A 20,881-nucleotide genomic window follows, 5' to 3' on the forward strand; every position below is an offset into this window, starting at 1 on the left:
GCCCCCCGCTCGGCGGGATTGAAGCCGCTCTCGCGGCGGATGACGGCGTAGACCAGCCACGGGTCGAGCCCGTACCGCGCCGCCGCACGGGCGATGCTGGCGGCCACCGCCGCCACCTGCTCCGCGTCCATGGGCGTCCCGCCGGCGAGGATGGCCTCGGCCAGGTTGGCGGCGAGCCCGTCCCGCGAGCCGGCGTCCGCGACCGCCGCTCCCGGCCCCGGCGCCGGCGCGGTCCCCGCCGCCCGCCTCCCCGCCCCTCCGACCGGCGGGGAGGGGCGTAAGTGCGGATCCTCCTTGGCCGCGGCCCGCCCGCCCGCCTGCCGCGCGCCTCCAGCCGGGCCGCGCCCGGCCTCGGCCGCCACCGCAGCGCGCGGCGCCAGCGCCCGCGCCAGCGCCGCCCCCCCGGCGGCCGAAACGGCCACGGTGACGACGAGCAGACCGGTCATCACCGCCCGCCCAGGCATGAAGAAAGCCTCCTTTCGCCGCAACCTCCGCGGGAGCGTGCTTCCCACGGCACGTGGCGAGTATGTGCGGGGAACTTCAAACTTACTCGCCAGTCGAGGTTCCGCAGCTACTTGAAGGCTTGTCGCAATCAACTTGACGCCCTAAGAGCCTGTAGACGTGGAAAGACGGCCCGTCTCCTCGGGCCGTCTTCCGTCCTCCCGCGCTTGTTTCGACAAGGTCCGCCCCTCAGGCGCCGGGAATCTCCGCCTTCTCGGGCAGCCGGTTGCCGCAGTGATAGCAGTACCGCCATTCCTCCGCCACCGGCGCGCCGCACCAGGGGCAGAAGAGCCTTCCCTCGGCGGCCGAGGCCGCCACCTCCGCCGCCTGCCGCCCCCGCCGGCCGCGCGCGGCCGGGCGGGCGGCGGCGCGGGCGCGGGCGCGACCGGCCGGACGCGCCACGCCGCTGCCCGGGCGGCCGATCTCCATGCCCAGGCGGCCCCGGTTGCGCGTCTCGAGCTGGCCCTTCTCACGCCATTTGTTCAGCAGGTAGTAAAGCTTGCTCCGCTCCACGCCCAGCGTCTCCGCCAGCTCCTGAACGGGGACGGAGAACTTGCCCCCTCCCTCGTCGCATCGCCGCAAGATTTCCTCGAGCAGTTGCTGTTCGTCCATCCATGCTCCCCCTCGTGCCAAAGCTTGCGCTTACCCTGGAAAGATATTCGATGGGAGGGATGCATGCAAAGGGAATTTTTCAAGCCGCCTCCGCACGGGGTGCCGCCGGCGCCCTCCTGAACCCGGCGCGCTCAGGAGACGTCGGCGAGGCTGCGGTAGAGCTGCTCGTAGGCCCCCACCACCGCCCGGACGCCGAAGTGGCGCAGCGCCCGCCGGCGTGCCGCCCGCCCCATGGCGCGGCGCCGCTCGGGGTCGCGCGCCAGGGCGACGACGGCCTCGGCCATGGCTTCCTCCGCCTCCGGGGGAAAGAGAAAGCCGGTCTCGCCGTCGCTCACCACCTCGGGCAGGCCGCCCCGGTCGGAGGCGACCACCACCGCCTCCGCCGCCATCGCCTCCAGCGCCACCAGCCCGAAGCTTTCCGTCGCCGAGGGGAGGAGGAGGACGTCGGCCTCGCCCAGGATGTCGGCCACGTCGTCGCGGCGCCCCAGGAAGTGCACCCGCTCCCCGACGCCCAGCGCGTCCACCTCGGCCTCGGCGGCGCCCAGCTCCGGGCCGTCACCGGCCATCAGGAGGCGCGCGGGCACCGCCGCCGCAACGCGGGCGAAGATGCGGACGACCGCGTCCACCCGCTTTACCGGCCGGAAATTGGAGACGTGGCAGACCAGCAGCTCCCCCTCCGCGGCCAGTCTCCGCTGGGGGCGGCGCCGGTAGACGGCGGCGTCCACGAAGTTGGGGATGACCAGCGGCGGCGGCACCGCCAGCTGGCGGGCGGTCTCCTCCGCCAGCCAGCGGGAGACGGCGGTCACGGCGTCGCTCCGGCGGATGCTGTGGGCGGTCACCTCGCGGAAAGAAGGATCCCGACCGATCAGGCTGATGTCCGTGCCGTGGAGCGTGGTCACCACCGGCAGCCGCCGCGGAGCCAGGATCTCGCGCGCCAGCTCGGCGGCGGCGGCGTGGGGGATGGCGTAGTGGACGTGGAAGAGGTCGATCTGCTGCCGCCGGGCGACGTCGACCAGCTTGTTGGTCAGCGCCAGCTCGTAGGGAGGGTAGTCGAAGAGCGGATATCGCGGCACCTCCACGCGATGGAAGCGGATCAGCCGCTCCGCCTCGGCGCCGACCCTCCGCAGCCGGAAGGGCAGCTCGTAGCTGACCAAATGGACCTCGTGACCCCGCCGCGCCAGGGCGAGGCCCAGCTCGGCGGCCACCACGCCGCTGCCGCCGTAGGCGGGGTAGCCGACCATGGCGATGCGCAACGCTTCGGAACCCGCCTTTCCCGCCCGCCTCACCCTTCCGCCTCAGCCATGGCGCGCTCCAGCAGCGGGGCGAGCCTCTCCCGCAGCTCTTCCGGAGCGTACCAGACCACCGCCTCGCGGGGGACGGTCAGCGCAGCCACGGCGGGCGAGAGCTCCTCCAGCGGCACCGGCCTCCCGCGCTCGTCCTCCACCCAGATGGGGGCCCCGCCCGCGCCCGCCCCGCGGTAGGGCGCGTAGCCGGGCCGGCCCCGGCGGTCGAGGTGGAGGTAGGCGTCCGGGTCGTAGCCGGCCGAGCGCACCTCGCGGGCGGCCAGCTCGTGCGCGCGGCGCAGGGCTTGCTCGTCCAGGCCGCGGAAGCTCCGGCGGTAGACCGGCTTGAGCAGCCGACGCTCCAGGAGACGGCGGCTGAGGTCGGCCAGGACCGGGTCGTCCGCCTCCCGCCAGCGCTTCAGGGCGACCCAGAGCTCGGCGTCATCCACCTCCAGGTACTCCGCCACCCCGGCCTCTCCCAGGAGGAGGGCGGGAAGGGGGCCTCGGGCCTCGAGCCGCCCCTCGGCGTAGGCGCGCCGCGCCCGCGCCGCCGCCGCCTGCAGGAGGCGCTCGGCGCCGCGGGTGGTCTTGTGGTGGTAGACCTGCTGGTACATGTAGTAGCGGGCGAAGACGTACTCCTCCACCGTCCAGAGGCCCTTGTTGCGGACCACCGGGTGCGCCTGGTGTACGCCGCCCAGGACGTGGATGAGCTGGCCCGCGTCGAAGTGGCCGGCGCTGGCGCCGGTGAAGAGCGAGTCGCGGATCAGGTAGTCCATGCGGTCCACGTCCAGCTGGCTGGAAATGAGGTGGTGGAGGAGCGGCTGCTCGCGCCCCTCCAGCACGGCCGCGATCCGCTCCGGAAGGCGGCGGTCGAGCGCCTCCAGGCGGCGGTGGATCTCGGTCTCCCCCAGCAGGATGCGCCGCCCCCACGCCTCGTGCCCCAGCCCGCCCGTGCTCTCCGCCTCGAGCGCGTGGGAGAGCGGACCGTGGCCCACGTCGTGGAGGAGCGCGGCCAGCGCCCCCACCAGGCGCGACTCGGGCGGGAGCGGCAGCCCCACCCGCTCCAGCTGCTCGGCCACCTCGCCGAAGAGGTACATGGCGCCCAGGGCGTGGCCGAAACGGGAGTGCTCGGCGCCATGGAAGGTGAGCGGGCTCATCCCCAGCTGGGCGATGCGGCGCAGCCGCTGCAGCTCGGGCGCGTCGACCACGGCCACGATCTCGGGCGGCAGGCGGATCAGCCCGTGCACCGGGTCGCGCAAGACCTTGTCGCCGGGAATGCTCGCACACCTCCCCCGCCAACGGCGGGCGCGGGGGGACGCCCCGCCGCCCGGCACGCCCTCCCGCCCGCCGTCCGGGGAGGGCCGCCTAGTGCAGCACCTGGCGGAAGACGCCCCACCAGTCCGGCGTCTCGTAGCCGAACTTCCAGACCGCCGCGCCGGCGAGGTGGAACTGCTGGACCAGGGCCAGCTTGGCCGCCAGGCCGGAGCTGTCGGTGAACCAGACCTCGTGCCGCACGCCCTGGCTGTCCGTATAGAAGAACTGCGTCTCGCCCAGGTCGGAGTGCGCGACGGGCTGGGCCTGGTAGCGGGCGATCAGGTTGAGCGCCCCTTCAATATACCAGGCGCGCGTCGGCTCCCCCTGGGCCCAGTCGTAGGCATAGGCCGGAATGCCCAGCAGGATCTTCTGCGCCGGCGCCTGGCTGACCGCCCAGGCCAGTCCCTGGGCCATCCAGGGTATGGAGCCGATGGGGCCGGGAGCGCTGGTGGCGTAGTGCTGGTCGTAGGTCATGACGATGAGGTAGTCGGCCACGCGGCCCAGGGCGACGTAGTCGAAGTCGTGCCCCCAGGTGCTGGCGGCCGCCTGGTCGCGCCAGGGGAGGTCGATGGTCAGGAGCAGCCCCTGCGCGTGCAGCTGCTGGGCCAGGGCCGTGGCGAACTGGGTGAAGAGGTCCCGGTCGGCGTTCTGCAGGTATTCGAAGTCGAGGTTGACGCCTCCGTAACCGCGGTCGACCACGGTCATGATGTTCTGCACCAGGCGGGCCCGGACCTGGGCGTCGGCCAGCACCGCGTGGATGGCGGGGCCGCCCATCAGGCTGACGCGGACCAGGAGCGGCTTCTGGTGGTCGCGCGCCCACTGGAAGAGCGCCGGGCTGTCCGCACCCACTAGGCCCCCCGCCCCGCTGGCGGAGCTGTCGACCGTGTAGCCGGAGGCGATCACCCAGCTGACGCGGTCGGCCCCCAGGTTGAGCGAGGCCAGGTCCTGCGCGGTGGCCCAGCCGGTCAGGAGGGTGCCCGCCTGGGGCACCGGCTTGGGCGCCGGCTGTACGCCGAGAAGCTGGAAGCGGGCGTTCATGAAGCGGACCAGCATGGTGACCGTCTCCGCCCGCGTGGTCGTGGCATACGGGGCGTAGAGGGCCAGCTGGCCCGGCTGGGAGGGCCGCCCCAGGATGATGCCCTCTTTGACGGCGGCGCTGGCGTCGGCCGCCCAGGTCGGGATGGCCGCCCGGTCACCGAACTCGTAGAAGTAACGGGGCTCCGCCGTCACCCCCAGCTTCTCCAGCGCGCGTCCGAAGATGACACCCATCTCCGCCCGGTTGAGTGACCGATTGGGCTGGAAGCTTCCGTCAGGGTAGCCTTTCAGCACGCCCGCCTGCACCGCCGCGGCCACCAGGCCCTGCTGGTCGGCGGGGATGCTGGTCCAGTCGGTGAAGGGCGGCCTGGCCGGGGTGACCGGCTGGAGTTCCATCGCCCGGGCCATCCAGACGGCGAAGTCGAGACGGGTGATGGGCTGGTCCGGGCGAAACTTGCCGTCGTCGGGGACGGTGACGACGCCTGCGGCCTGCGCGGCCAGGATGAAGGGCTCGGCCCAGTGGCCGCTGATGTCGGTGAAGCGGGTGGGGGACTGGGCGGAGGCGGTGCCCGCCGGGAGCGCGGAGGCCAGCACCGCCACCAGGGCGACGACCGCCAGCAGACGGCCGACGCCTCTTCTGCGATGAGGAGAAGACAACGGCTCGACCTCCCCAGGGGTCCAGGCGCCGCCAGGAATTCGCGCCTCCTCGTGGCGCCCGCGGCGGCCTGGAGCGGAGGCACGCGGAACGGCTCTGGGCGCCTCCGGTCGACCGGCTTCCGTTCGACCGGTTCCGCAAGGCAGGCTATCATGGCGCGAAAGAGAGGCTCAATTGAAGAAGCGTGAACGTAACCGAGCTGTAATCCGCCGGCGCGGGCTGCGACCGGCGGCCGGATTCTTACCCGCCTCTCAGCTTCCGCTTGGTCGCGCGTGAGAAGTGGCGGATAACCTCTGGCACGAGCCCGGATCCGGGGAAAGGGCTCCGGGAGGGGAGCGTGAACCGATGGCACGGGTAGGACGCACGCTGGCGGTTCTGGGCGCAGCCGGGGCGTTCGTGGCGGGCGGCGCCGCCGCACTCCGGCAGGCGCCGGGGGTGGTACAGGCGGCGCCCAGCGTCTCCTCCTCGTCCTCGCTCTCGACCAGCCAGCTGGCCGCGGTGCAGAGCAAGCTGGCGCAGCAGGTGGCCGCCGAGGAGCGCTCCGTGGCCTCGCTCAACCAGCGCGAACAGCAGCTGGAGCAGGCGCTGGCCGCGGCCCGGCAGCAGCTCCAGCAGGAGCTGGCCGCCGTGGCGGCCGCCCGCTCGCGCCTCGCCCAGCTCCAGGCCCAGCAGCAGCAATTGCAGCGGCAGTCCACCCAGGCGCCCAACGTCGACACCTTCACCGGCGCCTCGGCCGGCGGAGGTCAGCGTGAGCACGAGAACGAGGGCGGCATCTGGCTCTTCGGCTCGGGCGGCGGCGAGGGCTCCGAGGGGTGGGGCGAGTGAGGCGCGCCGCACGCAGGACGCTGGAACAGCGACGCAAACGCATGGCCCGCTGGACTGCGGGCTGGGTGGCCGCCTCCCTCACCCTCTTCGGGGGCGCCGTCGCCTGGGCCGGCGGGCACACGCCGCGGCCGGCCCACCCCGTGGCCGCGCAGAGCGCGAAGCTCGAGACGGCCAAGCTTCCGCCGGAGACGCGGAAACTCTTGGAGCAGTCGCGACAGCTGGACGCCCGCATCCGCTCCGTCCAGTCGCAGGTGGACCAGCTGGGCCAGAAGGTGCAGCAGGTGGCCGGCGAGGCCGCCAGCCTCCCGGCGCCCGCCGCGCCGCCCAGCCTGCCGCCCATGCCCCAGATCCAGACCATGACGGGAGCCAGCTGAAGGAAGGGAGTCGCGTGGGCGAGTGGCACGGCCGGGCCATGGCCACCGCGATCCTCATCCGCGACCTCGACGCCCGGCCCGGCGTCGAGGAGGCGGCGAGGAGGGCCTTCGGCCGCTTCGCCGAGGTGGAGCGGGTCTGCACCCGCTTTCGCGACGACTCGCCCCTCATGCGCTTCAACGCCGAGCCCGGCCGCTGGCGCGAGGTGGAGCCGCTGCTCTACGAGGTCGTCAACCTGGCCCGTCGCGCCTGGCGGCGGACCGGCGGCCGCTTCGACCCGCGCGTCCTGGAGGCGCTGGTACGCATCGGCTACGACCGGACCCTGCCGCTGGACGAGGAGCCGCTCCGGCTGCCGGCTCCGCGCGGCAGGCCGCGCGCGGCGCGCCGCGGCGCCTGGCTGGAGCGGCGGCCCCGGGCGCGGCAGCTCCGCCTGCGCGGGGCCGCGCTCGACCTGGGCGGCATCGGCAAGGGGTATGCCGTCCGCCTCGCCGCGCGCGAGATGGCGGGCGCCAGCGGCAACTTCCTGGTCAACGCCGGCGGCGACCTCTACTGCCGCGGCGGCGGGCCCCGGGGCGACGGCTGGCACGTGGGCGTGGAGGACCCGCGCGGCGGCGAGCAGCCGGTGGCGGTCCTGGCGGTGCGCGACCGCGCGGTCTGCACCTCCTCCGTCCGGCGGCGCAGCTGGCTGGCCGGGGGGGAGCGGGTGCACCACCTGATCGACCCCCGTACCGGCGAGCCGGCCGACTCGGGACTGCTGGCGGTCACCGTCGTCGGCGCCGACCCGGCCTGGTGCGAGGTCTGGTCCAAGGCGCTCTTCGTGGAGGGCCTGGAGGGCATCGGTGCGCTGGCCGAGCGCGAGCGACTCGCCGCGCTCTGGGTGACGGAGGAGGGGAGGCTGGGCTGGAGCCCGGCTATGGACCCCTGGCTGATCTGGAGGGTGGTCGCATGAACGCGGATCGAACCGGGCGCACGGCGTCCGACTGGGCAGAAGAAGAGCGTCCGGCGGTCTCGCTGGGGGCGCTCTTCCTGTGGATGACGGCCGGCTGGCTGGTGGGCTACCTGCTGGCGACGCTGGCCTCGCCGCTGCTGGGGAACCGCATGTTCCCGTGGATCGTGGCCCGGGCGGCCGGGATGACCGCCTATCTGCTGCTGGAGCTGGCGGTGATGGTGGGCGTCTGGCTCTCCCACCCCTGGCGGCTGGGGAGGCGGCGCCCGTCGCCCGACTTCCTCTACCGGACGCACACCGTCCTCTCGGTGGCCGCCCTGGTGCTGGTGGCCGCCCACGCCACCGCCCTGGCGCTCGACCCCTACGTCCAGGTGGGCTGGAAGGGGGCGGTCATCCCGGGAGCCTCCGGCTACCGCGCCGGTCCCGTGGCGGCCGGGGTGCTGGCGGCTTACCTGGCGCTCGTGGCGGCGCTGAGCGCGGGCCTGGGGCCGCGCATGGCCCGCCGCTGGAGCCCGCAGGTGGCGCGCCGCCTCTGGCTTCCGCTCCACCGCCTCTCGGCGGTGGCCTGGGCGGCCGCCTGGTTCCACGGCGTGCTGGCGGGCAGCGACACACCGGCCTTCCGGCTCTTCTACGCGGCCAGCGGGGCGGCGCTCCTGCTGCTGGCCGCCACCCGCTATCTGGCCTCGCCACCCGCCCCGGCCGCGGCGGCCAGCTCCCGCCAGAGCGCCAGCTGGAGCTCCGGCGGCACGGTGCTCCGCGCCGACGGGTTGGGCAGGCAGGCGACGGGGAGACGGCCCCAGGAGCAGTCCAACTGACCGGCCTCCGGCGACCACTCCAGGGGGGCGGCCCGCGCCCGTCCCAGGACGGCGCGGGCCACGTCCTTCCCCAGGCAGGCCAGCCGGCGCGGGCGCCAGCGCTCGGCCAGGGCGCGGACGCGCCGTCCCCCCTCCACCATCTCCGACCAGCTCAGGTCGGCGGAACCGGGCGTCACGCGGTCGACCAGGTTGACGATGCCCAGGCCGTAGCGGGGCAGCTCCCGGTCCTGCTCCGGGCGAAGCTCGGCGGGCGTCCAGCCCGAGGCGGCCAGGAGGCGCCAGAAGCGGTTGCCCGGGCCGGCGAAGTGGTGGCCGGTGGCGCCGCTTCGACGGCCCGGGTTGTAGCCCACCACCAGCAGCGCCAGCCCCTGCGCCAGGACGGGCGGGACGGGGCGCGGCGCCGCGGGGCCGGCGCTCACGCCCGTCCCTCCAGCGCCAGGAGCAGGGCGTGGCCCAGCCAGCCGGCGCAGGTGGCGAAGGCGGCGCCGGTAGCCGCCGAGCCGTCCTCCTCCCGCACCGTCTCGCAGGCGAGGCCGCCGTCCAGGGGGGCCGCCGCCACTTCCTCGAGGCGGCGCTCCACCTCCCAGCCCGCCAGGATGTCGCTGATCGCCGCCAGCAGCCAGGGGTGGTCGGCGTGGGCGGAGCGGGGCCAGGCGAAGCGGCCGCGGGGACCGAACGGGTTGGCGGGCGAGTGGATCCAGCGCGCCGTGGCGTGCTGCACGGGGTCGCCACCCTCCGCCAGGCCGTAGTAGGGGAGGAGCATCAGGCTTCCCGCCGGCTCGTCGCCCGGCCTCCGCCCGCCGCGGCCGTCGAAGGACCACGCCCACATGGGCCCGAAGGGGCCGTCCAGCACCGCCTCGCGGCGGAGCTCCGCCAGGATCGCCTCCGCCTCCCGCCGCCTCAGGAAGGCGCCGGCGCGGTCGCCCTCGCCCTCGCGCGCCTCCGCCAGCGCGCGCCAGGCGGCCGCCGCCAGCGCCAGGTCGTAGGTGAGGTAGGGCTCCTGGACGGGGTCGTCGCTGGGGTTGAGAAACGTCCGGTAGAGCGCCCGCCCCTCCTCGCGCGCGGCCAGAAGGCGCGACTCCAGCTCCGGCAGCCGCTCGCGCACCTCGGGCTCGCGCCAGACGGCCCGGTCGCCCGTGGCGCGCGCGTAGAGCGCCGTCGCCAGCGGGAAGGCGGCCAGCTGGTCCAGCTCGAAGCCCGGGTAGAGCACGGTCCCGTCGAGGTAGAGGCTGTGCTCGCCGGCATTCCGCCCGTAGACCGCCCAGGCGGCCAGGAGCCAGCGGCGGGCCCGCGCCGGGTCGAGGCGCAGGAGGCCGGGCAGGCTCCAGAGGAGCGCGTCCCGGCTCCAGTGGGCGCCTGCCACGTAGTAGCGGGGGGAGCGCGAGGTGACCCATACCGGCTCCTCGCCGTCGAGCGTCCGCCCCGTGGCGAAGTGCAGGTTGAAGAGCAGGTTGCGCACGGCGCGCAGGGCGACGGGGTCGCTCCGCCAGCGCCCGCCGCTGGCGCGGTCGGCCCGGCTCCGGGCGGACTCCTCCGCCTCGCGCCAGAGCGCCGCGAAGCCGCGTCGCGCCAGGTGGACGGCGCCCGTCGACGCCCCGTCCGCCTCGCGCGCGACGGCCACGTAGGCGACGAGCCGCGCCTCCTCGCCGGGGGCGATGGCCGCCCGCACCGCCACCCCGGCTCCTTCCTCCCCCTCCTCCCCTCCCGGCGGCTCCAGCCTCGCCCCGGCGGGCTCGGCGCGGAAAGCGAGGGCCAGGATGGGCCCCGGGCGGGCCTCGGCCACCCAGGCGCCGGTCCAGCGGTCGAGGGCGCCCTCCACCCGGCCCCCGCCGGGGCGGCTGCGCAGTGCGGCGTAGGCGGGGGCGGCCAGCGACCAGCGGAGCCCGAGCTCCACGTCGCCGACCGAGCCGCCCGGGGCGCGGGCGGAGAGCGCCAGCGCGAAGCCCCGCTCCTCCTCCGGCGCCACGATCTCCCAGAGGAAGTTCCAGCCGCCCGCCTCGCCCGCCAGGCGGAGGGCCCAGAGCGGCCCCTCCGGCCAGCTGCGGGGGCGCCAGCGGACGGGGAGCGGGCGCCCCTCCAGGCGGATCTCGGGCAGGACCAGCGGCCGGCCGCCCGCGCCCCGCCACTCCAGCAGCCCCGCCAGCCGTCCGTGGAGGACGCCGGCCGAGAGGACCGCGCCGTCGCCCGCGCGCACCTCGGGCAACGTCACATAGGCGTTGCCGGTCACCAGGGGCGGCTCGGCCTCCGGCAGCGCCTCCGGCGTGGTGCGGACGAGGCTCAACCCTCCACCCCCCCGCGCAGCGGCTCGCCGATCCCCGCCAGGCGGCGGAGACGCCGGCGCATGGCCTCCACCTCGGCCGCCACGCGCGCCGCCACGCGCCCGTGGTCGGCCGCCTCCTCGCGCGAGAAGCGGAGCGGCTTGCCGAACCAGACCCAGGCGCGCGACGGGAAGGGCTGGTTGGTCCCCTCCACCGCCACCGGCACCACCGGCGCGCCGCTGTGCTCCACCAGGAAGCCCACCCCCTGGCGCGGCCTGAGCGGTACCCCGCTGCGGCTGCGCGTCCCCTCGTAGTGGACGCCCACCACGCCCCCCTCGCCGAGGACGCGGAGCGACTGCCGCATGGCGCCCGGGTCGGCCCGGCTGCGGTCGACGGGGATGGCGAAGACGCCGACCACGGGGCCCACCAGCGGGTAGCGCAGCAGCTCGCGCTTGGCGATGAAGTGCACCCGGCGCGGGCAGACGACGGCGATCAGGACGGGGTCGGCGGCGCTGATGTGGTTGGCGGCCAGGATGACGGGCCCCCGGGCGGGCACGTTCTCCCATCCGTAGACGCGGCTCCTGTACCGCAGCCAGAGGGCGGCGCGCACGGGCGGTTTGAGGAGCGCGTACAGCCTCTCGCGGAGCAGCCCTCCTCACCTCCCGCCGCGCGCCCGGGGGCGCAGGATCTGCCGGACGGTGCCGCGGCGCGAGGCGACGCGCACCGGATCCAGCTCGAAGCGGTGCAGGACCGCCCCCGCCCCCTCGCGCAGCCCCTCGTCGAGGCGGACGCCGCCGGGTCCGCCGCCCGCCCCGCCGAGAAGGCGTCCCTCCAGGTGGTCGGCGGCGCCCAGGTCGGCCACCATGCTCCAGACCGCCCCGGCCGTCACCAGGAAGGGCCGCGCCGGGTCGGCCACGGTCGCCTGCAGGGTGGTCTCCGACCCGGGCAGCGCCTGGGGCCCCCGCGGCGCCCGCGCCGGGCGGACGGGGAACTCCTCGGCCCGCTCCGGCGGCTGCAGGACGTGCAGGCGGCCCCAGCGCCAGCGCCCGGGCTCCGGCCCCTGCCTCCGCTCCAGCCAGGCCACCGCACGCCGGAAGGCGGCCGGGAGCTCGGCCAGGCTCTCCGGGCTCCCGACGAGCAGGCGGGCGGCGCCGGCCGGCGCGGCCAGGGCGCGCAGCCGGTGGAGCCGCAGCCGTTCGGGCAGCCGGCCGCCGTCCAGCGCCGCGGCCAGCTCGCAGAGCAGGAGGTGCCAGAGGGCGGGGGCCGCTTCCTCGGTCCCCTCGGGCGCGCCGGCGGCGACCCAGGCCTCCACCAGCGCCAGCGCCTCCGCCTCGCGCGCCGTCCAGGCCTCGCCCCGCAGCACCGGGGCCATGCGCGGCCAGAGCCGGACCGGCAGGGGGTCGTGCAGGTCCGCCAGCAGCTCCGCCATGCCGCCGGCCGACCAGTCGTCGCGGGCGCGGAGCAGCTCCACCAGGCGGTCGTAGCGGACGCTGCCCCGCACCCAGGAGGGCCGCCCCAGGCCGTCCCCCTCCCCCCCCTCCAGCACGGGCTGGCCGGCCACCGCGATCCAGGCCGCCTGCGGATCCTCCACCGCCGGTACCGACTCCCGCGGCGACGGGCCGCCCGGTCCCAGCAGCCGGTAGAGGATGTGGTCCGCGCGGTCGGCCGCCACCAGGTGGAGGGGGCCGGGGGGCGCCTCGGCCAGGAAGTCCGCCAGCTGCCGGGCGCTCTCGGCGCGCAGGCCGCGGAGAAGGCCGGCCAGGCGATCCCTCGGTGCCAGCCCCGGCCACTCCAGGCAGAGGGGGCCCAGGTAGCGGCTCAGCGCGTCGTCCAGAGCCACCGCCGCGGTCCCGGGGGCCGCCCTCCCGAGCCGCAGGTGCGCGCCGCCCGGCCCCGCGGGCACCGCCAGCCAGGCGACGGCCGGGTTGCGCCCGGCCCAGAGGCCGGGCAGTCCGGCGAGGGCGACGCCGGCGGCGTTGATGCGGCCGTCCAGGCTGACCAGGTGGACGGGGTGGAGGAGCGGCGGCAGCCGCAGCGGCAGCTCCAGGCTGCCGGCCAGGAGCGGCCGCCCCCCCTGGGCGCGCCGCCCCGCCACGGCCCAGGCCACGCCGCCGCGGCTCCCCGGCCAGCCCGTGCCCGTGCGCAGGAGGAGATCGGCCAGGTCGAGCGCCGCCTCCAGCGTCTCGCCGCGCTCGGCCAGCCGGGTGGAGAGCTCGACCAGCTCGCCGTAGATCTGCCCTCCCTCCAGCCACCAGGCGAAGAGCCGCTCGACGGCCAGCGAGTCCTCCACGCTCCAGGGCCGGAAGAGGCCGGGCCCCGACAGGCGGAGGCCCGGCCCGGCGCTGCCGGCGGCGAGGGCGGCGTTGACGCCGTCGGCGTAGGCCTCCAGGGCCAGGCGGCTCTCCGGGCCGAGGCGCGCGGCCGACTCGCGCGCCACCCGGCGGAGGTCGAGGGTGCGCATCCAGCGGTCGAGCGGCCGCGCCGCCGGGCCGTCGAGCTCGGCCAGGCGCCCGTCGACCCAGCGCCGCAGCCGCTCCAGCTGCCAGAGCCGGTCCTGGGCGGTGCAGTAGCCCTGGGTGAAGAAGAGGTCCCAGTCGGTGCGCGCGATGACGTGCGCCCAGCCGCGGGCGTCGCGCGCGATCTCTGCCTCGGAGTCGAGGCCGGGCAGGCTCCGGTTCATGCCGGCGCGGCGCAGCCAGCGCTCGGTGGCCGCCACCAGCAGCCCGGCGGCCCCCGCCGTCACCCATCGCGACAGCCCGCGTGCCTCCCCCATCGCCACCGCCTCGCCCGCCCGTCCGTTCCTATTCTTGCGCCCGGTTCCGGAAGGGAGGCAGGTCGCGGAGGACCGGCTTCCTCTCGGGGTGGTGGAAGGCCCGGACCCTCCGAACCGTGCCCGTCCAGGCCCGCATCACCAGCGTCTCCGTCTCCGCGCCCTGGCGGGTGAAGCGGACGCCGCGCAGGAGGCTGCCCGGCGTGATGCCGGTGGCGCTGAAGATGACGTCGTCGCCGCGCACCAGCTCGCGCATGGTCAGCACCTGGCGGGGGTCGCCGAGACCCATGGCGACGCAGCGCTCCCTCTCCTCCTCGCTCTGGGGCAGGAGGCGCGCCTGCATCTCGCCCCCCAGGCAGCGCAGGGCGGCGGCCGCCAGCACGCCCTCCGGCGCGCCGCCGGTGCCCAGCATCAGGTCGACGCCGCTTTCGGGCAGCGCCGTCGCCAGCGCAGCCGCCACGTCGCCGTCGGGGATGAAGCGGATGCGGGCGCCGATCCGCCGCAGCTCGCGCACGATCCCCTCGTGGCGGGGCCGGTCGAGGAGGATGACCGTCACCTGCGAGACGTCCTTGCCGAGGGCCTTGGCCACCCTGCGCACGTTCTCCGCCGGCGGCGCGTCCAGCTCCACGCGGCCCGCCGCCTCCGGGCCGACGGCGATCTTCTCCATGTACATGTCCGGCGCGTGAAGCAGCGTCCCCCGCGGGGCCACGGCCACCACCGCCACGGCGTCCGGAAGGCCGCGGGCGACCAGGTTGGTCCCCTCCACCGGGTCGACGGCCACGTCGACGGCCGGCCCGCGCCCGGTGCCCAGCCGCTCGCCGATGTAGAGCATGGGCGCCTCGTCCATCTCGCCCTCGCCGATGACCACCGTCCCGTCGATGTCCACGGTGTCGAAGAGGGCGCGCATGGCCTCCACCGCGGCGCCGTCGACCGCCTCCTTCTCGCCGCGGCCCATCCAGGGGGCGGCCGCCAGCGCGGCGCCCTCGGTCACCCGCACGAACTCCAGCGCCAGCTCCCGCTCCAGGGGCAAAGGGAGATCGCCGTCCTCTCTCGAATCTCGCCAACCATATCCGACCCGGCCGGCGACCCGCCCGGCGAGAGCCGCGGTCGCGACGCCGCCGGTCGCCTCCGACGGGGGGTTGCCGCTTGCCCGGCCCCGCTCCGGCCTCCACGCGCCCGCCCGAGCCCGCGGCGGCGGCCGCTCCCACCCTGGCGCTCCTGGTGGGTGTGGCGGCCATCTCCTCCGCCGCCATCCTGACCCGGGCCTCGGCCTCCGACCCGCTCCTGGTGGCGCTCTGGCGCCTCCTGCTGGCGGCGCTCCTGCTCCTCCCGGCCGCCCTCCTCCGCCACGGCGCCGGCGCCCTGCGGCTCGGCCGGCAGGCGCTGCCCACCCTGGCCTCGGGGTTGGCGCTGGCCGTTCATTTCGCCGCCTGGAACCAGTCGCTCCTGCTGACGAGCGTGGCCAGCTCGGTGACGCTGGTCACCATCCATCCCGTCTTCATCCTGTTCTGGGACCGCTGGCGGCTGCGCCGCCCGGCGCCCGCCACCGCCTGGTGGGGGAGCGCCCTGGCGGTGGCCGGAAGCGGCCTGGTGGGCGGCGCCGACTGGGGCTTCTCGCCCCGGGCGCTCGAGGGCGACCTGCTGGCCGTGGCCGGGGCGCTGGCCATGGCCGCCTACCTGCTCCTGGGCCGGCGCGTCCGCGGGGAGACCGAGACGCTGCCCTACTCGGTGGTGGTCTACCTGACCGCCTCGGCGCTCCTGGCCGGCTGGCTCGCCCTGAGCGGCCGTCCTCTCCTGCCCGCGGGCGGGCGGGAGTGGGCGCTGATGGCGGGCCTCGCCGTCGGTCCCACCATCTTCGGCCACACCCTCTTCAGCTGGGCGCTGGGCTGGCTGCCCGCGCAGCTGGTCTCGGTCAGCATCCTGGGCGAGCCGGTGGGCGCCGGCCTGCTGGCCTGGCTCCTCCTGGGCGAGCGCCCCTCGGTGGGGGCGGTGGCGGGCGACCTGATGATCCTGACCGGGATCGCTCTCAGCCTGCGGCTGCCGCCCGCCGCCCGCCGCCTGCACGCGGACGGCCGCACCGGCGGAGCCGCCGCCTCAGGGGCAGAGGCCGCCTCCCGACCGCGCCCGCTCGGCCACCAGCGCCAGGGCTAGCGTGGCCAGCCCTTCCTCCCCCGCCGGTTCCAGCTCCGTCAGCCGCACCCGTCGTTCCTCCGCGGCCTCGGGCCGCCCCGCGCAGAGGAGCGCCCAGGCCTCCAGCGCAAGGCCGACCGCGTCCCGCCGCCCCGCCGGGCTCTCGCCCAGCTGGCGCTCCAGCAGCGCCCGGTAGGCGGCGCCGCGCGGGTCGACCACGTCGAAGGGCACCCCCGCCACCAGCAGGGGGGCGCGCACGGCGGCGGGGAGCACCGCCGAGGCGGCCGCCTCCACGGCCGCCGACACTTCCTTCCAGAGGCGGACCAGGCGGCCGGCGAGCGGGGCCAGCGCGAACCAGCGATCCATGGCGTTGAGCCCGGCGAAGACGGCCGCCAGGGCGGCCGCCCGCTCCGCCGCCGCGACACCCGCCGGCTCCTCCTCGCCCTCCGGGAGCGCCCCGGCCAGCTCGAGGAGCGCCGTGACGGCCGCCCTCACGGGCTGCGCCAGCCTCCCAGGGACGGCGGCCAGGCCATGACGCTCCAGGTGGCGGGCCAGCGTCCAGAGCCAGGTGCCCGTCGCCGCCGCGCCCGAGAGGCCTCCCGCCTCCGGTCCGCCCCTCCCCCCCGGCGCCAGCCGATAGGCGGAGGGAAGCCAGGCACCGCCCGCCCGGCCCCTCCCGCCGCCCGCCCCCTCGGCCGCCCGGCGGAGGAGACGGCCCGCCCAGAGGTGGAAGGCCCGCGCCCGCTCCCCCTCGCCGGCCAGGTCCAGCGCCCAGGCCGCCCAGGCGCCCGCCGTCAGCGGCGCCCGCCCCTCCCCGGCCAGGAAGGCCCCGTTGGCCCGCTGCCGCGCCCGCAGCGCGGCGGCCAGCGCCTCCGCGCCCGCGGGCAGGCGGTCCGGCTCAGCCATCCCGCTCCTCCCCGGGCGCGTCGCCCGCCTCCAGGAGCTCCCGGTAGAGCAGCTCGCCCGCGGCCGCCAGGACGGCCCGGGCCTCCTCCGGGTGGGCGAAGCCCTCGGTGAAGGCGGCCACCGCCCAGACGCCGTTGGGCAGGTAGAGGAGGCCCGCGTCGTGCAGCCGGCCCCGCACCCAGCCCGTCTTGTGCGCCCAGCGCCAGCGCGGGGCCTGCCCCACTTCCTCGGGGTCGGGGTCGGGCAGGCGGGCCGCCAAGTCCAGGTCCAGCTGCTGCGCCTCCAGGATGGCCACCATACGCCGGCAGGCATCGTAGGAGACGACCCGGCCGAGGCCGATCAGCCGCAGCAGGCGGGCCGTCTCGCCGGCCGTCATCTCGTTCCGCGGCCCCGGGGGGACCGGCACCACCTGGAGCTTCTGGCGCACGGCGATGCCCGGCAGGCCGAGCGCGCGCATGCGCGCGCTGATGGCCTCCGCGCCCAGACGGTCGATGAGCACGTTGGTGGCGGTGTTGTCGCTGACGATCATCATCAGCGTCACCAGGTCGACCAGGGGGTAGCGCCGCCCGGGGAGCAGGTACTGGAGGACCCCCGAGCCGGTCACCATGTCGGCGGCGCGGACCGGCAGCTCCTCCTCCAGGTCGACGCGCCCCTCCGCAGCCTGGGCGAAGGCCTCCACCATCACCGCCAGCTTGATCACGCTGGCGGGATAGAAGGGCCTCTCCGCCTCTCGCGCGTAGAGACGGCCGCGGTGCAGCCCCTCCACCACCAGCGCCACGCGCCCCGGCGCCGCCTCCAGGAGCGGGTCGAGGCGCGCCGCCAACCGCCCCGCCAGCCCGTTCCCCGTCTCCATCCCGCTCATCCCGTCCCCCCTCCCGGCATCAAGAAGCCGAAGCCCCCCACCTCCACCCGCAGTGCGCCCTCCTGGCCCGCCGCCGCCCCCTCCGGAGCGCCTCGCGCGGCTCGCTCGCGCGCCTGCTCGAAGGCGGCGCGCAGCTCCTCCAGCATGCTCGGCGACTGGGCAACCAGGTCGTGGCCGCCGAAGAGCGCGCGCACCCCGTCCAGCGCCCGCAGGCGGTCGAGGCTGCGCGCGTAGGCGTCCAGGTCGGCCTCCGCCTCCTGGAGCCAGAGAAGCCCGCCGCGGTAGGCCAGGTCCGCCGGGAAGAGCCAGCCCTCCGGCTCCACCAGCAGGCTGAGGCTGCCCGGCGTGTGGCCGGGCGTGTGCAGCAGGCGGGCGCGCCGCCCGCCCAGCTCCAGCACCCCCTCCTCCGCGGCGCCCGCCGCCAGGGGCGCCAGGTGGCCCTCGCCGGGCAGGTCCTCCGGGGCGAGGCGGCCGCGGCGCACCTCCTCCTCCAGCGCCCGGCGGAGCCACTCGCCCGGCTCGCCGGCGGCCAGCGCCGCCGCATCGGCGGGATGGGCCAGCACCTCCCGCACGCGAGGGGCCAGCCGCCGCGCGCCGCCGGCGTGGTCCCAGTGCGCATGGCTGACCACCACCGTCAGGGGCAGGTCGCAGAGAAGCGCGACCACCGCCTCCAGCGGCCCGACGCCGATGCCGCTGTCGAAGAGCAGCGCCCGGCGCTCGCCCGCCACCAGAAAGGCGTTGACCCACTCGACGCCCCACTCGCCGGTCCGCCCGATCGGCTCCGCCAGGCGCCAGAGCCCCCGCTCCAGCGGTTCCACGACGCCCCAGGAAGTGAGCCAACGGAGCGCCGCCTGGCTCGATCCGGCCGTCATCCTCCCGCCCCCCCGCGCAGCTGCTGTTCGAGGAGCCCGAGCGCCGCGTCCAGCTGCGGGTCCTGCCCCGGCTTGCCCATCAGCGACGTGTCCCAATTGCTGGGCGCCTTGACGGTGACGTTGGGCTGGATGCCGCCCACCGTCTGCCCGGTGCGCGGGTCGACGTGCTTGTTGATATCGCGGCCGGAGGCGGTCAGGTAGCGCTCCACGGTCAGCTTGATGCCGGTCCCGTCGGGGAAGGGGTAGATCTGCTGGACCAGGCCCTTGCCGAAGGTGCGCTCGCCGACCAGCGTCCCCACGCCCAGGTCCTGGAGCGCACCGGAGAGGATCTCCGAGGCGCTGGCGCTGGCGCCGTTGACGAGGACGGCCAGCGGCACCCCGATTCCCTTGCCGTCCCCCGGTACCGTCGCCGTCTGGCGGCGGCCGCTCCGGTCGACCGTGTGCACGATGGGGCTCCCGCCCGGCAGGAACATGCCGGCGATCTGCTCGACGGCGTCCAGCGAGCCGCCCGGATTGTAGCGCAGGTCGAGGACCAGCGCGCGCATGCCCTGGCCGCGGAGGCGGTCCAGCGCCTGCCGGACCAGCGGCGGAGTCTTCTCGGTGAACTGGCTGATCTGGAGGTAGCCGACGGAGCCGGGGAGCATCTTGGACTGGACGGTGGGCACCACCACGTTGGCGCGCACCATGCGGAAGACCAGGTGCTGCACGTCATGGCCGCCCGGCAGAGGGCGGTCGACGCCCAGCACCACGGTCGTGCCCGGCTTCCCGCGGATCATCTGCGCTACCGCATCCACGCCGGTCCCGGTCACGTTCCGCCCGTCCACCTGGACGATGCGGTCGCCGGGCCTCAGGCCCACCGGATCGCCGGGCTTGGCCCCCTCGTATGGGGTGGTGGCGCTGGGCGTCTTCGGGAAAGGCGTCTGCACCACCACGTAGCTGCCCTGCTCGGTCACCTGCACGCCGATGCCGCCGTACTCGCCGGTGGTGTCGCTGCTGAAGCTGGTGAAGGCGCTCCGGTCGAAGTAGACCGAGTACGGGTCGTGGAGGGCCGCCAGCGCCCCGCTGGTGGCGCCCGCGAGCACCTTCTGCATGTCGGGCGCGTCGACGTAACGGGTGCGGATCAGGGTGAGCGTCTGCAGGAAGTCCTGGAAGGCGGGCGTGCCCTGGAGCTGCCGCAGGGTCGCCGCGTCCTCGCTGGTGGTGGGCAGGCCGCGCAGCGCGCTGGCGAGCCGCTGGTCCGCCACCGCGTAGCCCAGCGACCCCGCGAGCAGCGCGATCAGGAGGGCGCCGGCGACGGCCGCCCGCCACGACGGGCCGGGCCGGCGGGGAGGCGCGGGAGGCTCCTGCCCGGCGAAGGGTTGGGACATCCGCTCACCGCCTTTCGAAGACCATCATTATAGGTCCGGCCGCGCGAAGAGACGAAGCGGCCCCGGCCGCTCGCCGGGGCCGCCTCGTGCCGCCTCCCCCTAGCGGATGACCCTGCCCACGTAGTCCTGAGGATTGACCGGCGTCCCGTTGACGCGCACCTCGAAGTGCAGGTGCGGGCCGGTGGCCAGGCCCGTCATGCCGACCAGCCCGATCACCTGGCCGGCCGAGACCTGCTGGTTGGCCTGCACCAGGATCTGCGACATGTGGCCGTAGAGCGTGGAGATGCCGTTTCCGTGGACCAGGATGACCGTGTTGCCGTAACCCGACATCCAGCCGGCATAGAAGACGACGCCCGGCGCCGCCGCGTGGATGGGCGTCCCCGACGGGGCGGCCAGGTCCATGCCGGTATGCATGCGCCACTGCTTCAGGATCGGATGGTAGCGCGAGCCGAAGGTCGAGGTGACGACGAAGGAGCTGAGCGGCCACTCCAACACCACCGCGCCCGAGAGGCGGAGCGCCTCCTCGTACTGCCGCTGCAGGCGCTGGAGCTCCGCCTGCACCTCCTGGCTGGCTCGTTCTTCCTCGTCCAAGGCCGCCTGCAACTCGGCCGCGCTCTGCTGATACTCCAGCGTCACCTGCTGCTGCTGGGCGGTCTTCTGGTCCAGCGCCTGCTTGGCCGACGCCACCTGCCGGGTGAGCTCGCTGATCCGGGCCACCTGCTGCTCCTGCAACTGCGTCTGACGCGCCACCTCGGCGCGCTGCGCCTGCACCTGGTGGAGCAGGTCGACGTCGGCGGCCACGATGCGCTCCAGCAGCTGGAAGCGGGTGACGAAGTCGGCGAAGTTCCGCGCCGCCAGGAGGACCTCCAGGTAGGAGACGGTCCCCGCCTCGTAGGTGGCGCGCAGGCGGTCGCCCAGCCGCTGCTGCTGGCTCTCCAGACGTGCCTGGGCCGCCGCGAGCGCCGCCTGCAGCTGGTCCAGCCGCTGCCTGGCCTGGGCCAGCTCGTTCTGGCGACGCGCCAGCTCCTGGCGCGTCACCTGGAGCTGCTGCCGGAGCTGGTTCAGCTTGCTCTGCGCCGCCGCCGCCCGGCTCTGCACCGTCGACAGCTGCTGGCGCGTCCGGCTCGCCTGCGACTGCATCTGGCTGAGCCGCTGCTGGGTGCGCTGGATCTCCTGCAGGATGGCGCCGGGGTCGCTGGAACTGGTGGAGCCCGCTCGCACGCCGGGCGCGGGAGCGAGCACCGCCAGTGCCAGCAGGAGCGCCGCCAGCCCGCCGGCCAACCAGTTCCTTCCTCGCTGTAGGCCTCGCATCCTCTCCTCCTCCGCCTCCGCGGCTCCGCCCCCCGCGCTACGCACTC

At 75.8% G+C, this 20,881-nt stretch carries 19 protein-coding genes; 4 read left to right on the forward strand and 15 right to left on the reverse strand.

The features are described from left to right. From K6U79_04420 to K6U79_04440, 5 genes are all read right to left on the reverse strand, one after another. A partial coding sequence (locus tag K6U79_04420) for a hypothetical protein (protein ID MCL6521602.1) occupies positions 1–464 on the reverse strand: 464 nt, incomplete at its 3' end. Positions 465–690: 226 nt separating this feature from the next. Next, the gene (locus K6U79_04425; protein MCL6521603.1) at positions 691–1,113 is read right to left on the reverse strand and encodes a zinc-ribbon domain-containing protein; all 423 of its coding nucleotides are present in this window, start codon (positions 1,111–1,113) and stop codon (positions 691–693) included. Between the two features lie 131 nt (positions 1,114–1,244). Continuing rightward, a complete protein-coding gene (gene bshA / locus K6U79_04430; protein MCL6521604.1) occupies positions 1,245–2,399 on the reverse strand; it encodes an N-acetyl-alpha-D-glucosaminyl L-malate synthase BshA in 1,155 nt (384 codons plus the stop codon). Then, entirely contained in the window at positions 2,396–3,655 is a 1,260-nt protein-coding gene (locus tag K6U79_04435; GenBank protein ID MCL6521605.1) for an HD domain-containing protein, read from the reverse strand. Before K6U79_04435 ends, bshA begins: the two co-directional genes overlap by 4 nt. A gap of 106 nt (positions 3,656–3,761) precedes the next feature. Next, on the reverse strand, positions 3,762–5,402 hold the full coding sequence (locus K6U79_04440) for an S-layer homology domain-containing protein (protein ID MCL6521606.1): 1,641 nt from the start codon (positions 5,400–5,402) through the stop codon (positions 3,762–3,764). Between the two features lie 343 nt (positions 5,403–5,745). Between K6U79_04440 and K6U79_04445 the strand changes: the two genes are divergently transcribed. The 3 genes from K6U79_04445 to K6U79_04455 are packed head-to-tail and all read left to right on the forward strand — an operon-like array spanning position 5,746 to position 7,546. Then, positions 5,746–6,225: a hypothetical protein gene (locus tag K6U79_04445; GenBank protein MCL6521607.1), complete on the forward strand. Its 480-nt coding sequence runs from the start codon at positions 5,746–5,748 to the stop codon at positions 6,223–6,225. Positions 6,226–6,266: 41 nt separating this feature from the next. Further along, complete coding sequence (locus K6U79_04450) at positions 6,267–6,599, forward strand: hypothetical protein (GenBank protein ID MCL6521608.1); 333 nt, start codon at positions 6,267–6,269, stop codon at positions 6,597–6,599. Positions 6,600–6,613: 14 nt separating this feature from the next. After that, positions 6,614–7,546: an FAD:protein FMN transferase gene (locus K6U79_04455; GenBank protein MCL6521609.1), complete on the forward strand. Its 933-nt coding sequence runs from the start codon at positions 6,614–6,616 to the stop codon at positions 7,544–7,546. Between the two features lie 670 nt (positions 7,547–8,216). Here the strand turns inward: K6U79_04455 and K6U79_04460 are convergent. The 5 genes from K6U79_04460 to glpX all read right to left on the reverse strand — a co-directional run bounded on the left by K6U79_04460 (position 8,217) and on the right by glpX (position 14,410). Beyond that, positions 8,217–8,777 carry a mismatch-specific DNA-glycosylase gene (locus K6U79_04460; GenBank protein MCL6521610.1) on the reverse strand — a complete coding sequence of 187 codons (561 nt, stop codon included), beginning with the start codon at positions 8,775–8,777 and terminating at the stop codon, positions 8,217–8,219. Next, positions 8,774–10,639, reverse strand: a complete 1,866-nt coding sequence (locus tag K6U79_04465) for a glycoside hydrolase family 125 protein (protein ID MCL6521611.1) — start codon at positions 10,637–10,639, stop codon at positions 8,774–8,776. Before K6U79_04465 ends, K6U79_04460 begins: the two co-directional genes overlap by 4 nt. Continuing rightward, positions 10,636–11,172 (reverse strand): 1-acyl-sn-glycerol-3-phosphate acyltransferase, encoded by a 537-nt coding sequence (locus K6U79_04470; protein MCL6521612.1) that lies wholly within the window; start codon positions 11,170–11,172, stop codon positions 10,636–10,638. Before K6U79_04470 ends, K6U79_04465 begins: the two co-directional genes overlap by 4 nt. 99 nt (positions 11,173–11,271) lie before the next feature. Next, the gene (locus K6U79_04475; protein MCL6521613.1) at positions 11,272–13,395 is read right to left on the reverse strand and encodes a penicillin acylase family protein; all 2,124 of its coding nucleotides are present in this window, start codon (positions 13,393–13,395) and stop codon (positions 11,272–11,274) included. 22 nt (positions 13,396–13,417) lie between these two features. Next, entirely contained in the window at positions 13,418–14,410 is a 993-nt protein-coding gene (gene glpX, locus K6U79_04480; protein MCL6521614.1) for a class II fructose-bisphosphatase, read from the reverse strand. Between the two features lie 122 nt (positions 14,411–14,532). On the opposite strand from glpX, the gene K6U79_04485 reads away from it, so the two are divergent. After that, positions 14,533–15,537 (forward strand): DMT family transporter, encoded by a 1,005-nt coding sequence (locus K6U79_04485; GenBank protein MCL6521615.1) that lies wholly within the window; start codon positions 14,533–14,535, stop codon positions 15,535–15,537. On the opposite strand, the gene K6U79_04490 is transcribed toward K6U79_04485, so the two are convergent. From K6U79_04490 to K6U79_04510, 5 genes are all read right to left on the reverse strand, one after another. Further along, positions 15,481–16,422 (reverse strand): hypothetical protein, encoded by a 942-nt coding sequence (locus tag K6U79_04490; protein MCL6521616.1) that lies wholly within the window; start codon positions 16,420–16,422, stop codon positions 15,481–15,483. The genes K6U79_04485 and K6U79_04490 overlap by 57 nt on opposite strands. Then, complete coding sequence (locus tag K6U79_04495) at positions 16,415–17,284, reverse strand: class A beta-lactamase-related serine hydrolase (GenBank protein ID MCL6521617.1); 870 nt, start codon at positions 17,282–17,284, stop codon at positions 16,415–16,417. Before K6U79_04495 ends, K6U79_04490 begins: the two co-directional genes overlap by 8 nt. Then, a complete protein-coding gene (locus K6U79_04500) occupies positions 17,281–18,156 on the reverse strand; it encodes an MBL fold metallo-hydrolase (protein MCL6521618.1) in 876 nt (291 codons plus the stop codon). Before K6U79_04500 ends, K6U79_04495 begins: the two co-directional genes overlap by 4 nt. Beyond that, positions 18,153–19,523, reverse strand: a complete 1,371-nt coding sequence (locus K6U79_04505; protein MCL6521619.1) for a S41 family peptidase — start codon at positions 19,521–19,523, stop codon at positions 18,153–18,155. Before K6U79_04505 ends, K6U79_04500 begins: the two co-directional genes overlap by 4 nt. A gap of 99 nt (positions 19,524–19,622) precedes the next feature. Next, positions 19,623–20,804, reverse strand: a complete 1,182-nt coding sequence (locus tag K6U79_04510) for a peptidoglycan DD-metalloendopeptidase family protein (protein ID MCL6521620.1) — start codon at positions 20,802–20,804, stop codon at positions 19,623–19,625. Positions 20,805–20,881: the final 77 nt, after the last annotated feature.

The sequence above is a fragment of the Bacillota bacterium genome, assembly GCA_023511835.1.
In the GTDB taxonomy this organism is placed as follows: domain Bacteria; phylum Bacillota; class Sulfobacillia; order JAIMAT01; family JAIMAT01; genus JAIMAT01.